This is a genomic window from Tersicoccus mangrovi (assembly GCF_036881825.1).
Classification (GTDB): domain Bacteria; phylum Actinomycetota; class Actinomycetes; order Actinomycetales; family Micrococcaceae; genus Tersicoccus; species Tersicoccus mangrovi.
Window position 1 is genome coordinate 126,556 of sequence record NZ_JBAJMW010000008.1, and the last position, 14,416, is coordinate 140,971.

General features: G+C 71.0%; 10 protein-coding genes and 1 tRNA gene. 3 read left to right on the forward strand and 8 right to left on the reverse strand.

The genetic code is table 11. The features are described 5' to 3' along the window. Positions 1–33: 33 nt before the first annotated feature. Positions 34–1,722 carry a S1C family serine protease gene (locus V6N00_RS15220; protein WP_334233624.1) on the reverse strand — a complete coding sequence of 563 codons (1,689 nt, stop codon included), beginning with the start codon at positions 1,720–1,722 and terminating at the stop codon, positions 34–36. 261 nt (positions 1,723–1,983) lie between these two features. On the opposite strand from V6N00_RS15220, the gene V6N00_RS15225 reads away from it, so the two are divergent. The 3 genes from V6N00_RS15225 to V6N00_RS15235 all read left to right on the forward strand — a co-directional run bounded on the left by V6N00_RS15225 (position 1,984) and on the right by V6N00_RS15235 (position 6,668). Then, a complete protein-coding gene (locus V6N00_RS15225) occupies positions 1,984–4,143 on the forward strand; it encodes a TPM domain-containing protein (protein WP_334233626.1) in 2,160 nt (719 codons plus the stop codon). Between the two features lie 144 nt (positions 4,144–4,287). Beyond that, complete coding sequence (locus tag V6N00_RS15230; RefSeq protein WP_334233628.1) at positions 4,288–5,109, forward strand: PspA/IM30 family protein; 822 nt, start codon at positions 4,288–4,290, stop codon at positions 5,107–5,109. A gap of 167 nt (positions 5,110–5,276) precedes the next feature. Next, positions 5,277–6,668: a cryptochrome/photolyase family protein gene (locus V6N00_RS15235; RefSeq protein WP_334233629.1), complete on the forward strand. Its 1,392-nt coding sequence runs from the start codon at positions 5,277–5,279 to the stop codon at positions 6,666–6,668. Between the two features lie 21 nt (positions 6,669–6,689). On the opposite strand, the gene V6N00_RS15240 is transcribed toward V6N00_RS15235, so the two are convergent. From V6N00_RS15240 to V6N00_RS15270, 7 genes are all read right to left on the reverse strand, one after another. Continuing rightward, positions 6,690–7,331, reverse strand: a complete 642-nt coding sequence (locus V6N00_RS15240; protein WP_334233630.1) for a hypothetical protein — start codon at positions 7,329–7,331, stop codon at positions 6,690–6,692. A 59-nt stretch (positions 7,332–7,390) separates the two neighbouring features. Beyond that, entirely contained in the window at positions 7,391–8,095 is a 705-nt protein-coding gene (locus V6N00_RS15245; RefSeq protein WP_334233632.1) for a hypothetical protein, read from the reverse strand. Next, positions 8,092–8,763: a hypothetical protein gene (locus V6N00_RS15250; RefSeq protein WP_334233634.1), complete on the reverse strand. Its 672-nt coding sequence runs from the start codon at positions 8,761–8,763 to the stop codon at positions 8,092–8,094. The genes V6N00_RS15245 and V6N00_RS15250 overlap by 4 nt, the downstream gene beginning before the upstream one ends. Before the next feature lie 11 nt (positions 8,764–8,774). After that, positions 8,775–9,713, reverse strand: a complete 939-nt coding sequence (locus V6N00_RS15255; RefSeq protein WP_334233636.1) for an acyl-CoA thioesterase — start codon at positions 9,711–9,713, stop codon at positions 8,775–8,777. A 168-nt stretch (positions 9,714–9,881) separates the two neighbouring features. After that, on the reverse strand, positions 9,882–10,925 hold the full coding sequence (locus tag V6N00_RS15260; RefSeq protein ID WP_334233638.1) for an LLM class flavin-dependent oxidoreductase: 1,044 nt from the start codon (positions 10,923–10,925) through the stop codon (positions 9,882–9,884). A 261-nt stretch (positions 10,926–11,186) separates the two neighbouring features. Further along, positions 11,187–11,260: transfer RNA gene (locus V6N00_RS15265), tRNA-Met, on the reverse strand. Positions 11,261–11,306: 46 nt separating this feature from the next. Further along, positions 11,307–14,342, reverse strand: coding sequence for a UPF0182 family membrane protein (locus V6N00_RS15270; protein ID WP_416385095.1), 3,036 nt, complete (start codon positions 14,340–14,342; stop codon positions 11,307–11,309). Between the last annotated feature and the right edge of the window lie 74 nt (positions 14,343–14,416).

Consider the following 14,416-nt stretch of genomic DNA (forward strand, 5'->3'; position numbering starts at 1 on the left):
CGCTGCGATGAGGCGAAAACCACGGGACCGTGGCTACTGGAGAGTGGCCTCGCCCAGGGTCACGTTCGCGGTCTGCGCCTTGCCGTTGCGCGTGAACTCGAACTTCACGCTGGCCCCGGCGGCCTGCTCGCGGACCGCCGCGGTCAGCTCCTGGCTGTCCTGCACCGTCCGGTTGCCGACCTTGGTGACGACGTCGCCCTTCTGCAGGCCGGCCTTCTCGGCCGCGCCGCCGGAGACGATGCTCTGCAGCTGCGCGCCGTTGGAGAAGGCCGAGCTCGACGAGGACGAGGAACCCGGAGCGTAGGACTGCACGGTCGCGCCGAGCTGGCCGTGTGTGGCCTTGCCGTTCTTGATGATCTCGTCGGCGACGCGCTTGGCGTTGTCGATCGGGATCGAGAAGCCGACGCCGATGTTGCCCGTGCTGCTGCCCGACTGGGAGGAGCCGGACGAGGCGATCGCGACGTTGACGCCGATGATCTTGCCGTTCTGGTCGACGAGCGCGCCACCGGAGTTGCCGGGGTTGATCGCCGCGTCGGTCTGGATGACGTTCAGGTACACGTTGCCCTGGCTCGAGCTCTGCTGGCTCTGCCCGCCACCCGGAGGGGCGAAGTTCCACGGGCTCTGCGACTGGCCGTTCTGGCTGCCCGAGTCACCGCTGTTGTCCTTCGGCACGGCCGAGGACTGCACGGCGATGGTGCGGTTCAGGGTCGAGACGATGCCGTCGGTGACCGTGTTGGCCAGGCCGAGCGGAGAGCCGATGGCGATCGCCGTGTCGCCGACGTTCAGCGACGACGAGCTGCCCATCTCCGCCGGGGTCAGGTTCGGCGCGCTGACCTTGACGATGGCGAGATCGGACAGCGGGTCGGTGCCGACGACGGATCCGGAGAGGATCCGGCCGTCGTTGAGCTGGACCTGGATGGTCGGCTTCGACACCTGGCCGTCGAGGGTGACGACGTGCGTGTTGGTCAGGATGTGCCCGTCGTTGTCGAGGATGATCCCCGACCCCGTGCCGGACGATCCGCCACCGGAGACCGAGATCGTCGCGACCGACGGAGACGCCTTCTGCGCCGCCGCGCTGATCGCGTTGACGCTCTTCTGGTTGTTCACGATGACGGTGTTCGTGCCACCCTGCTGCGAGGTGGACGACGTGTCCGCCGTCGACCCGCCGTTGGCCATCGCCGTGACACCCGCGGCAGCACCGCCGCCGACGAGGCCGGCGGCCAGGGTGCACGCGATCAGGGTGCCCGCACCGAAGCGCCGACGACGGGACGCCGGACGGGTCGCCGTCGCCGTCGTGCCCGCAGCACCACCCCAGGCCGCGCCGGACCCGTCGTGCTGACCGTGCTGGTCGTACTGGTCGCCCGCGGGGTACTGACCGTACTGGTCGTTGGAACCGTACTGGCCGTACTGCTGGCCGTACTGGTCGTTCGAGGAGTACTGGCCGTACTGGCCCTGCCCGTACCGGTCGTCTCCGGTGGTCTGGCCGTACGGGCCGCCGTCGTGCTGGCCCCAGGCCGACTGGTCCTGCTGCCCGTAACGGTCGTAGCCCTCCTGGCCCAGCGCCGGACGGTCACCGGACTGCTGGCCGTAGGACTGGGTGTCCTCGGGGCGCGGGATCGGCTGAGTGAAGGACTCACCCGGCTGGTGCGCCGGCCGCGGAGGCGTGCCGTCGCCCGACGACCCGCGAGAAGTCGGCTGATCCGACCCGTGCTGCTCTGTCATGATGGGTTCCTTTCTCAACCTGAACCACAACCCTGCTTCACGGACAGTCTGACCTTCAAATCTGTGTTCGACGAGGTCGTTCCCTGAGCAGCGACTGTGAGGCGGCCGACAACGCATCGCCGGTTTCGCTGCGGGCAGATGCGGTCGCCTTCCACCGGGTTTTGTCGCAACCATAGAATCAAGATGATCCCGGCGGTCCGGTCACGAGAAGCGTGGCGGTCTGCGCGAGAAGCGCTCCGACCGGGAGACGAGGGGAATTCCATGCGCTCCCGCCACCGACGACCGGTCGCCGTCCTGATCGCCCTTCTCGCCGCACTCGGCATCTCGGGGGCCCTCCCGGCGACGGCCCACGCCGAGTCGCCCGTGACCTTCAGCTCGAGCCGGCCGGTGATCGACTCGGCCGGCGTTCTCGGCGGTGACACCGCGAAAGTGGAGCAGGCCGTCAGCGACCTGAGGCAGTCCACCGGCGTCAACCTCTTCGTCGCCTACGTGAAGGACTTCGGCAGCTCCGACGCCTCGGCCTGGGCCCGGTCGGCCCTGCAGCGCAGCGGTTCGCCCAGCAACTCCGCCGTCCTCGCCGTCGCCACGGACTCCCGCAGCGGCGCCCTGATCGACTACAACACCGGCTCCGTCAGCGACAGCGAGATCAGCACCGTCAAGAGCGCCGCCGGCTCGCAGGTCCAGTCCGGCAACTGGGCGCAGGCCGCCCTGACCACCGCCGACGGGCTCCGCAGCGCGGCAGGCAGCGGCAGCGGCACGGTCGACCGCCAGAGCTCCTCGACAGGTGGCACGGGGCTGCTGTCTCCGCTGCTCGGCGTCGGCCTCGTGGCCGCCGCCGTGATCGGCGGCATCTTCTTCTTCGGCCGGCGGCGCCGCAATCGCGACAAGCAGATCGCCGGCACCTACCGGCAGGACGGCGCCGGAACCCTCTACGAGAACGAGGGCGGCGCACAGACCCGCCAGCCCGCCGACCCCTTCGCGGGGCTGAGTGTGGACGAGCTGAACAAGCGGGCCGGTGCGGCGCTCATCGCCGCCGACGACGGGATCCGCACCTCCGAGCAGGAGCTCGCCTTCGCCCAGGCCCAGTACGGGGAGAAGGAGACCGGACGGTTCGCCGCCGCGATCGAGGACGCGAAGGCGCACCTGCGCGAGTCCTTCAAGCTGCGGCAGCAGCTCGACGACGACATCCCCGACACGGAGGAGCAGCAGCGCGCCTGGCTCGGGGAGATCATCAACCGCTCTCAGGACGCCAACCGCGCGCTGGACCAGCAGAAGGGCGACTTCGACGCGCTCCGCGCCCTCGAGCAGCGGGCGCCCGAGGCCCTCGACCGCGTCTCGCAGGCGGCCCAGCAGGCCGCGGCCCGCGTCGCCGAGCACGAGCAGGCGCTCGGCACGCTGCGCCAGCGGTACGCCGACTCCGCGCTCGCCACGATCTCCGACAACATCGCGCAGGCCAACGAGCGGCTCGCCTTCGTCACCTCGGCGCGTGAGGCGGCGCAGCGCAACCTCCAGGACCAGGGCGGCAACCGGTCCGAGTCGGCGCTGGCCATCCGCGCCGCCGAGCAGGCCGTGCAGCAGACCGACCAGCTGCTCGATGCGATCGACCGGGTCGGCAACGACCTGAACCAGGCCGACGAGCGGCTGCGTCGGGCCATGGGCGACACCGCCCAGGACATCGCGGAGGCGAAGGCGCTCGCCGGCAGCGGCCAGAACCCCGAACTCGTGGGACAGATCGCCGCGGCGGAGACCGCGGTGGCCGCCGTGGACAACGAGATCCGGTCCGGGCGGCCCGATCCCTTCGACCTGCTGCGCCGCGTCGAGAGCGCTCACGGCACGCTCGACGCGTCGCTCACCGGCATCCGCGACGCCCAGTCCGAGTCCCGGCGTGCCCGTGACTCGCTGCAGCAAGCGGTCATGAGCGCCCAGGCGAAGATCTCCGCGGCGTCGGACTTCATCGCGACCCGCCGCGGCGGTGTGGGCAGTGAGGCCCGCACCCGGCTCGCCGAGGCCCAGCGCAACCTGGACCAGGCCCTGTCCCTGCAGTCCCGTGACCCGCGCTCGGCGCTGACCTACGCGCAGCAGGCCGACAGCCTCGCCGAGCAGGCCAGCCGCGCCGCCCAGGACGACATCGGCGACTACGCCGGGTGGGGCGGCGGCCGGGGCCGGGGTTACGGCGGTGGCGGCGGCTTCGGTGGAGGGTTCGGCGGCGGCTTCGGCGGCGCCGTCCTCGGCGGCATCCTCATCGACTCGATCCTGCGCGGCGGCCACGGTGGCGGCTGGGGCGGCGGCGACTCGTGGGGCGGTGGCGGGGGCTGGGGCGGCGGCGACTCCTGGGGCGGCGGCGGAGGCGGTGACTTCGGCGGCGGTGACTTCGGTGGCGGCGACTTCGGCGGCGGCGACTTCGGCGGCGGCGACTTCTGAGCCGGCTCCATCCCGGTCCGGGCCTCCACGCCCCGACCTCGACTTCATCGCCGCGGGCCACCACAATCGAGGTGTCCGACCGGCACGCGATCAGCGGCCCGCAGCGATGAGCAGCAACGGTTGACATCCACGAAAGGAAGCAGCATGGCCAAGCACTCCATCTTCGGGCGCATCGCGCAACTGGCGAAGGCGAACATCAACGCGATCCTCGACCAGGCCGAGGACCCGCAGAAGATGCTCGACCAGATGGTCCGCGACTACACGAACAACATCGCCGAGGCGGAGTCCGCGGTCGCGCAGACCATCGGCAACCTGCGGATGCTGCAGGACGACCACCAGCAGGACCTCAAGGCCGCGCAGGACTGGGGCAACAAGGCGCTCGCGGCCAGTCGCAAGGCGGACGAGTTCCGGGCCGGCGGCAACGCGGCGGACGCCACGAAGTTCGACAACCTGGCGAAGGTCGCCATCCAGCGGCAGATGTCCGCCGAGCAGGAGGCGCACGGCGCCGAGCCGACCATCGCGTCCCAGAGCGAGATCGTCGAGAAGCTCAAGGACGGTCTCAACCAGATGCGCGGCAAGCTCGACGAGCTGACCCGCAAGCGCGACGAGCTCAACTCGCGCGCGAAGCTGGCGCAGGCGCAGTCCCAGGTGCACGAGTCCATGCGCAGCATCGACGTCATGGACCCGACGAGCGACGTCGCCCGCTTCGAGGAGAAGGTCCGGCGCGAGGAGGCGCGGGTCCGCGGGCAGCAGGAGCTGGCCGCCTCGAGCCTGGACGCCCAGTTCGACTCCCTCGAGGACCTCGGCGAGCAGACCGAGGTCGAGGCCCGGCTGGCGGCGCTGAAGGCCGGCAACCGGCCGCAGCAGTCGATCGAGAGCGACACCTCCGAGACCTCGGACATCGACTACTCGACCGGCTCGGCCTCGGGCACCGGAACGGCGCAGCCGACCCGTACGGAGTACTGAACTCGGAGCACTGAGCGGGGAGTACCGAGCGCCGAGTACTGAGCGGACAGTACTGAGATTCTGCCGGGATGCCCACCGCATCCTGTCCACGACGGTCGCCGTCGGTCGAGTTGACCGGCGGCGACCGTCGTCTCGGCTATCGAGAGAACCGTCGGTAGGCTGACCGCATGACGACCACGGTGGTGTGGCTGCGGGACGACCTGCGGATGGCTGACAACCCGGCGCTGCGGCATGCCGCGGACGACGGCGACGTCGTCGTCCTCTACGTGCTCGACGAGGAGAGTGACGGCGTCCGGGCCACCGGCGGTGCGGCCCGCTGGTGGCTGCACCACTCCCTCACCGCGCTCGGCGCCGCCGTGGAGGCCGCCGGGGCGCACCTGGTGCTTCGGCGGGGCGCCGCGATCGACGTCGTGCCCGCCGTCGTCACCGAGGCGAAGGCCGACGCCGTCCTGTGGAACCGGCGCTACGGCGGACCCGAACGGGAGATCGACGCCGCCGTCAAGGACTGGGCCGGAGAGCACGACGTCGAGGCGCACAGTTTCGCGGCGAACCTGCTGCACGAGCCGTGGACCATCATGACCGGCGCCGGTGAGCCGTTCCAGGTGTACTCGCCATTCCTGCGCGCGTGCCAGCGGGCCGAGCAGCCGCGAGACCCGGTGCCCGCCGTGCGGAAGCTCTCGGGCCCGCGGGTCGCCTCCGACGACCTGGACGACTGGGGCCTGTACCCGAACGACCCGGACTGGTCCGCCGGCCTCGCGCAGGCGTGGGAGCCCGGGGAGGCCGGGGCGCGGCACCGGCTCACGGAGTTCGTCGACGGCATCCTCGACGGTTACGACGGGAGCCGCGAGCGGCCGGGCGTCGAGGGCACGAGCCGCCTTTCCCCCCACCTGCGGTTCGGCGAGATCAGCCCCTTCCAGGTGCGGGCCGCCGTCGCCGGCGCGAGCCCCCGCGCGGACCGGGACGCGTTCCTGTCGGAGATCCACTGGCGCGAGTTCAACTGGAATCTGCTGTACGCGAACCCGGACCTGGCCACGGTCAACCACCGCGGGAAGTTCGACGGGATGCGGTGGCGCCGCTCCCCCGGCGACCTGCGGGCCTGGCAGCGCGGCCGCACCGGCTACCCCCTGGTCGACGCCGGGATGCGGCAGCTGTGGGAGACCGGCTGGATGCACAACCGGGTGCGGATGATCACCGCCTCGTTCCTGGTCAAGAACCTGCTCATCGACTGGCGTGCCGGGGAGCAGTGGTTCTGGGACACCCTCGTCGATGCGGACGCCGCGAACAACCCGGCCAACTGGCAGTGGACGGCCGGATCGGGGGCGGACGCGTTCCCGTATGTGCGGGTGTTCAATCCGGTGACGCAGGCCCGGAAGTTCGACGCGGACGGCGCCTACATCACGCAGTTCGTGCCCGAGCTGGCCGGGCGCAGCGGTTCGGCGCTGCACGAGCCGTGGGACAACGACCCGCCCGCGGACTACCCCGAGCCCATGGCGGACCTGAAGGAAACCCGGCGTCGGGCGCTGGACGCCTACGACGACATCGGGGCGTCCGGCCGCTGACGCCTCCCTCCAGCGGCGTTCTCACCCCTGTTCCGCCTCCGTCACCTCCCGGATCAGGAGCAGGAGGTGGTCGGCCAGCCGCGCGGTCGTCCCGCCGTCCGGGGCCGCGGTCCACCCGCGCCGTCGGCCGTGGTGCACCGTGACCGTACTGCCTGTCCGAGTGCCGGCGGTCGTCGGCCGTTCGGCGACGATCACGAGCATGTCCACCGCCGCGCGTTCGCGGACGCCCATCGAGACGGCCTGGACGTCGGAGACGATGTCCCGTTCCAGCTCCAGCCAGAGGCCGCCGTCGAGGACCCGCCGATGGACCGACGGGATCGCGAACCGCTGCGCGAGACGAATGAGCGCCTCCTCGGCGCTCAGCGGACTGGCCCACGCGCTCGTCGCGCGGTAGCGGCGGGTCCCGAGCCAGGTCAGGCGTTCCCGGGAAAGGTCGAGGGGCCGCTCGCGATACCACCCCGTGAGCACGGCACCGAGGATCGGGCCAACAACGTAGCCGAGAGCGAGCCAGAGGGGGACGAACAGGAGGTACCAGGGGGATTCCGCGAGGTCGGTGCGGAGCCGGATGAGGAGGAAGGCTCCGTAGAACGCCACGGAGATCACCACCACGGTGGCGACGCGGGCGGGCGTGGTCGGTGTGGCGCGGGCGAGCGTCCGCGCCACGCGTTCCATCCAACTCGTGCGTGCGACGGCCCGGCGATCCGGTTCCGTCTCGGCCGTCGTCATCGTCCGGCCTCCTCGCGCCCGGTGATCCCGCCGGTCGCTTCCTGGATGGCGATGAGCAGATGGTCGGTCAGGATGGCGGCCTGCCGGCGGTCCTCGATCATCGTGGTGCCGACGCCTCGCGCGGTGCGGACCTCGTGGTGCACCGTGACGACGGCGCGCTCACCCGGCCGGAACCAGCCGTCCCCGGCGCGCGGCGCGTCGTCGACGAAGACCAGCGCCTCCGCCGTGATCGTCGTCGGGAAGACCTGGTCGGGCGCGGACGGCGACGGCATCGTCTGGCGCTGCGACAGCTGGATCCACACGGCGCCGTCGTAGGCGCGGGTCCGCACCTGCGGCACCCGCATCCGCTCGATCAGCCGGCCGAAGGCCTCCTCCGCACTGAGCGGGCTCGTCCACGAGCTGACCTCGGCGTAGTGCCGGGCGGCGTCACGGATCATCCGCGCCCGAGGCAGGTCGAGCGGCTTGCCTGCGTATCTGCCGCTGGACATGCCGTCCAGAAGCCGGCCGGCCAACTGGGAGACCGCGAACCAGGCCACGACGATCAGCACCGACCACTCCCCGTGCGAGCCACCCGTCGCGCGCTCGATCGCGAGGTAGGCGACACCGAGCGCCAGCGAGATGCCGACAGAGATCGCGATCCGCTTCTTCCGGCTCGGGTTGATCACCGCGAGCCGGCGGGCGGCCTGTTCCAGCCAGCTCATCGGTCATTCCCCGGGGTCGGGTCGGATCCGCGGTCGGCCTGTTCGGTCAGCGCCCGAGCGGCGTCGACGACGTCCCGGCCGAGCTGAGCGCGGGCGCGCATGGCGTCGGTCAGGCGCGGCTCGCTGTCCCAGTGCGCGTCCACCGTGGAGCCGCCGTCGAGCCGGTCCTCAACGAGGAACAGGAGCCGCGCCTGAACTCTGATGCGGCGCGGCAGCGGAGCCGAACTCGGCCACGGCTCCGGTTGGTGCCACCGACGGAGCCGGAGGAAGAGCGCATCGGGCAGGCGCTGGACGAGCGTCGGTGTGGCGGGCGTGGTGAGACTCGCGAGGCGTTCGAGCACCTCGGCGGAGGACGCCGGCGAGTCCCACGTCTCGACGTCCCAGAACCTGTCGGCGGCGAACCGCACGAGCTCTCGGCGCGGCAGCGGGAGCAGACGGCCGAACAGCATTCCGGTCGTGGAGGCGTACCGGATGTGCACGAGCGAGAAGAGGCCGCCGTAGCTGAGGACCGGACCCACGACCCACAGAAGAGGGCTGTGACGGTCCAACGGTGCGACGATCAGACGCACCGTCACGTACCAGACGGCCACCATGCCGACGAACATCCAGTTCCGCCGCCGGGCGGGCAGCAGGAACAGCCGCACGAGCCAGGACCTGATCGCCTCCACTCCCGCCCCCCTCAGCGGGTGGTGGCGCGGGACGCCGGCGGGACCGTCGGCACGTGCCGGCGCAGCCGCTCCCGGACGCCGATCACGTACTGGGCGTGATCGTCGAGAGCCGTGTCCTCGTCCGAGACCGGTTCCCACTCCCGGACCGGCACCTTGCGGTGCTCGTCGTCGAGCGCCACGAAGACGATCATGCAGTGCGTCGTCAGGTTCATCTCGCCGGTCTTCGGGTCTCCCGAGCGCACGTGCAGACCCAGGTGCATGCTCGTCGTCCCGGTGTGCAGGAGGCGCGCCTCCACCTCGACGAGGTCGCCGATGAGCAGCGGCCGGTAGAACCGCACCCCGCCCGCGTAGGCGGCGATGGTCGGCCCGCCGTGCCAGCCGGAGGCGACGACGTGGGCGGCGTCGTCGATCCACCGCATCACCGTCCCGCCGTGGACCTTGCCGCCCCAGTTGATGTCGGTCGGTGCCGCGAGGAACCGCAGCACAGTGCGTGGTGCCGTCCCGGCGTCGCTGTAGACCTGCCCGGCGATGGACTCCTCGATGTCGTGCCGCAGGTCGATGCGCTGCCGGGCGATCTCGTGCTGCTCGCGCTCCCACTCGTCGACGGGTTCGAAGCCCGGCACCGGGGTCGGCTTCCCGGTCGTGTCGACGGCGACGAAGACGCTCAGACACTGGGTCGCGACGGTCAGCTCCCCGGTGCGCGGGTCCCCCGAGGCGACCGTGGTGACGATGTGCATGCTGGTGCGGCCGGTGTAGACGAGGCGGCTCTGCACCTCGACGATGTCGCCGACGCGCACCGGCTGGGCGAACTTGATGTTGCCGACGTAGGCGGTCACGCAGTACGTCCCGGACCAGCCGGCCGCGCACGCGTAGCCGGACTTGTCGATCCACTCGAGGACCCGGCCGCCGTCCACGGTGCCGGTCAACCCGGCGTCCGTGGGTGCGGCCATGAACCGCAGCGTCACCTCGGGCTGTGTTCCCGTCATCGCCGTCCCCCGCATCCACTGCACCGGTGTCGCCGGTCCCCATCGGCCTGCCGCCCCCGCGGTCAGCATACGGTCAGGGTCAGCGCCGTGACCATGGGCACCTGGACCCCGCACGGAGGGGCGACGTCGGGGTCAGGCGGCGGCGCTCCAGCCCAGTTGCGGGGCGATCGACGTCGCGACCGTCTCGAGCACCCGCGCGTGGGCGGCCTCGCCGCCGGGAGCGGGCAGCGTGATGCTGACCGTCGTCGCCTCGGCCAGCGCGGGGTCGCGGGCGAGCCCGTCGACGATCTCGTCGACCGAGCCGGCGTGGATGCGGCCGAACTGGATGGGTGCGCCGCCCTGCCGCGGCCTACCGCGCTCGTCCATCCGGTTGTTGTAGAAGTCGAGAAAGCCGCGGTGGGCCTGCCGGTCCGCGTCCGTCAGCAGCGGCAGCACGATGCGTCCGACGGCGACCCGGGGCTCACGCAGGCGTCCGCCCGCGGCCGCGCTCGCGGCGGAGCGGCCCTGCCGGTAGGCGCGGATCTGGTCCGCCTGGCCCTCCTCGAAGGTGCCGCCGGTGTCCTCGCTGTTCAGCGTGGACAGCTGCAGGTCCATGCCCTGCTCGCCGGCGCGGCGGGCGCTGCGGACGCTGCCCGGCCCGTACCAGACGCGGTCGGCCAGCCCGGGGGCGTGTGGGGTGACCCGCAGGTCGGACCCGGCGGGCAGGGTGGAGAAAGGGCCGGTGGCGTGAGCGACGGGCTGGCCGGCCAGGGCCGCCCGGAGCCGGTGGATCCGCTCCTGGGTCTCGCCGTCGAAGCCGCGGTGGGTCGTGCCGAACACCTCGTCGAGCACCCCGGCCAGCGGGGCGATGCCGCCGCTGACGCCGAGCTCCAGCCGGCCGCCGCTGATCAGGTCGAGCGTCGCGGCGTCCTCGGCCGTGCGGATGGGGTCCTCGTAGCGCATCGGCAGCACCCCGGTGCCCAGGTGCATCCGCTCGGTCGCCTGGGCGACGGCGGTGAGGAAGGTCAGGGGCGAGGAGAGGAAGGGCTCGAAGTGGCGCACCCGCACCCACCCGGAGTCGTACCCGAGCTGCTCGGCGTCCCGGAACTGCCGCATCCCCCGCCGCAGCGCCTCCCCCGCATCCCCGCCGTCGTCGGGCACGAAGCTGAGGAAGGCGAGCTGGCGAGGAGCGGTCATGCCCTCACGGTAGGCCCGGCGACCGACGAATTCCCTCCCACCACGACGGCAGATGACGAGGCGATCACGACGACGCCTCACCGCACGCCGACCCGCACCGCGAGGATCCGGTTCGGGCGGAAGGGGGACGTGTCGACCAGAGCGAGCTCTGCGAGCGCCGGGAGATCCAGTCCCCCGTGCCCGGACCGGATCCTCGCACCCAGCATGAAAAGACCGGAAAAGACGAAGGCCCCCGATCCGAGGATCGAGGGCCTTCCTTTGTTGCGGGGGCGGGATTTGAACCCGCGGCCTCTGGGTTATGAGCCCAGCGAGCTACCGAACTGCTCCACCCCGCGTCGCAGGATCAACTCTACCGCGACGCGGGGACCGGACCAAATCGGCCTACCGGCTGGGGGTGGGCGACGGGCTCGACGACGCCGTCGCCGACGGGCTGGGCGACGAGCTGGCACCGGCCGACGGAGAGGCGCTCGCCCCACCACCCTGGCCGAGCTGGTTCTCCGCCTGGATCGCGCGGCCGAGCGCTTCCGAGAGCTTCTTCTGCGCGGCCCCGTAGGCGGCGAAGTCGTTCTTGGTCAGCGCCTGCTGACCCTGCTTGACTGCGGCGTCCGCGTCGGCGAGGGCCTGCTTGAGCTGCGCCTGAGCGCTCACGCTCGTCCCACCGGTCCCCTGGCCGCTGGAGCTGCCGGCCGACCCGCTCGACGTCTTGCCGGCGTTCGCGGAGTCGCCCGCGGACGCGCCGGAGTTGCCGCCGAAGAGCTGGTCGAGGGCCTCGTCGAGGGTCGGCGCGAACCCGACCTTCTCGCCGAACCCGACGAGCACGCGCTGCAGGGAGGGGTAGGACGTCTCACCACTGGACTGCACGTACACCGGTTGGACGTAGAGCATGCCGCCGCCCACGGGCAGGGTGAGCAGGTTGCCGTTGAGCACGCTGGAGGCGCCCTGCCGCAGCAGGTTCAGGGTCTGGGACACCGTCGGATCCGAGTTGAACCGGTTCTGCACCTGGCCCGGCCCGGGTATCGACCCGGACTTGGGCAGGTTGAGCAGCTGGAGCTTCCCGTAGTCCGGCGACTTCACGCCCGCCTTGTTGCCGGCGTCGCCGTTTGCGGAGAGGTACCCGTAGAGCACGTTGCGCGGCGTCTCCCCCGGCCGGGTCTGCGGGATGAACGAGGACGTCAGGCTGAACGAGGGCTTGGTCGACCCGGGCACCTGGAGCGAGAGGTAGTAGGGCGGCTGCGGCACGGCGTCCGCGCTGGTCGGGTCGTTCGGCACGGACCAGACGTCGTTCTGCTGGTAGAAGTCGACCGCGTTGGTCACGTGGTAGCTGGCGAGCAGGCCGCGCTGGACCTTGAACAGGTCCTCCGGGTACCGCACGTGCGCCATGAGCTGGGCCGACATCTCGCTGTACGGCTTCAGGGTCGTGGGGAACACCTTCTGCCACGCCTTCAGCAGCGGGTCCTGGTCGTCCCACGCGTACAGGTCCACGGACCCGTCGTACGCGTCGACCGTGGCCTTGACCGAGTTGCGGATGTAGTTGATGTTGTTCGCCGGCAGCGACGCCACCCGGCCGTCCGCAGTCTGCGAGTCACGTGTGACGGAGTCCAGCTGCTGCTGCGTCGAGTACGGGAAGGAGGAACTGGTGGTGTACCCGTCGACGATCCACTTGACCCGGCCGTCGATGATCGCCGGGTAGGGCTTGCCGTCCACCGTCAGGTAGGGGGCGAGCTTCTGCACGCGCTCCCGCGGGTCGCGGTCGTAGAGGATCTGGGAGTTGCTGTTGACGGCGTCGGAGAGCAGCAGGTCCGAGGACTGGAACTTCAGCGAGTAGAGCAGCTTGTTGAAGAAGTTGCCGAGGCTCGGCCCACCGTTGCCCTTGAACGTGTTGAAGGTGTCCTCGGTGGAGCCCTGCTGCTGCGGCCGGTCCAGCTCCCGCGCCGAGGCGCCCTCGGTGCCGCCGACGATCGAGTACTCCGGCGAGTTCTCACCGAAGTAGATGCGCGGTTCGTACGTCTCGTCGTTGCCCAGGGTGCCGCTGCTCGGGATGCCGGCGAGCAGGAACTCGGGCTTGCCGTCGGCGGCCACCCGGTTGCCGGCGGCGGCGACGACGCCGTAGCCGTGGGTGTAGACGATGTGCTGGTTGTACCAGCCGGAGATGTTGTCCGGCCGCAGTTCGCGCACGGCCACGACGGTGTCCTGGGTCTTGCCGTCGAGGGCGTAGCGGTCGACGTCGAGCAGGCCGGAGAACTGGTAGTACGGGCGGAACTGCTCGAGCTGGGAGAAGGCCGCCGAGATGAGGTTCGGGTCCAGCAGGCGGATGCTCGCCGTGGTCTGCGCGTCCTGCCGCAGAGCGCCGGCGCTCGTGTTGGTGGTGGCCTTGTACTCCTGGGAGGTCACCGCGTCGAGCCCGTACGCCTTGCGGGTCAGGTCGATGTTGCGCTGGATGTAGGGCTGCTCGAAGGTCTGCTCCGACGGGGTGACCTGGAAGCGCTGGACGACCCACGGGTACACGCCACCGGCGAGGATCGCGGTGATGATGAGCCCGACGGTGCCGATCAGCGGCAGCCGCCAGCGGCCGATGACGGCCGCGACCACGAAGAGCACCGCGACGATGATCGCCGCGATCGCGAGCACCGACTTCGTGGGGATGACGGCGTTGACGTCCGTGTACAGCGCGCCGGCGACCCGGCCCGAGTTGTTCTGCAGGGTGCTGTACCGGTCGAGCCAGAAGTTGGCGCCCTGCAGGAGCAGGAACGCGGCGGCGACGACGGCGATGTGGATGCGCGCCGGACGGGCGACGCTCACGCCTCGCTCGTGCAGCCGAATGCCGCCGTACAGGTAGTGGGTGACGATGCCGAGGACCCCGCCGACGAGGACGACGCTGATCAGCAGCCCGGACAGGAACCCGAGGAACGGCAGGGTGTTCAGGTAGAAGCTGTAGTCCAGGCCGAACTGCGGGTCGGTCTGTCCGAAGGGCACCTGGTTGAAGAACAGCAGGATGCGCTGCCACTGGGACGCCGCCGCGGTGCCGGCGAAGATGCCGAACACGATCGGCACGCCGATCATCGCCAGCCGGCGCACCGGCTCGAAGTTCGCCTGGTACCGGGCGAGGTTGTCCGGGGTCCCCTCGTCCGGGGCGTAGACCGGGCGGCTGCGGTAGGCGGCCGCCATGCTCGCGTACACGCCGATCGCCATGATGAGGAACCCGGCGAGGAAGACGCCGACGCGGGTGAGGTTCTCCTTGAGGAAGACCTCGAGATAGCCGAGCTGGCTGTACCAGAGCACGTCCGTGTACACCTGGCTGAGCAGCACGATAGCGGCGATGACGACGGCGACGATGACGATCGTGGGAATCAGGGCGGATCGGCGCCGCCCGGATCGAGGTCGGCTCTGTCGTGGCTGGGGGGTTGATCCGAAGGTCACTGCGATCCTTGATGTCGAGGCGACGCCGGGTTCGGGTCGTCCTGGTCACATTCTGCCCGTGCCGCGTGCTGAGC

Coding starts and splice junctions, on each gene's coding strand:
- V6N00_RS15220 (WP_334233624.1), bottom strand. CDS start 1,722: ATGACAGAGCAGCACGGGTCGGATCAGCCGACTTCTCGCGGGTCGTCG.
- V6N00_RS15225 (WP_334233626.1), top strand. CDS start 1,984: ATGCGCTCCCGCCACCGACGACCGGTCGCCGTCCTGATCGCCCTTCTC.
- V6N00_RS15230 (WP_334233628.1), top strand. CDS start 4,288: ATGGCCAAGCACTCCATCTTCGGGCGCATCGCGCAACTGGCGAAGGCG.
- V6N00_RS15235 (WP_334233629.1), top strand. CDS start 5,277: ATGACGACCACGGTGGTGTGGCTGCGGGACGACCTGCGGATGGCTGAC.
- V6N00_RS15245 (WP_334233632.1), bottom strand. CDS start 8,095: ATGAGCTGGCTGGAACAGGCCGCCCGCCGGCTCGCGGTGATCAACCCG.
- V6N00_RS15255 (WP_334233636.1), bottom strand. CDS start 9,713: ATGGCCGCACCCACGGACGCCGGGTTGACCGGCACCGTGGACGGCGGC.
- V6N00_RS15260 (WP_334233638.1), bottom strand. CDS start 10,925: ATGACCGCTCCTCGCCAGCTCGCCTTCCTCAGCTTCGTGCCCGACGAC.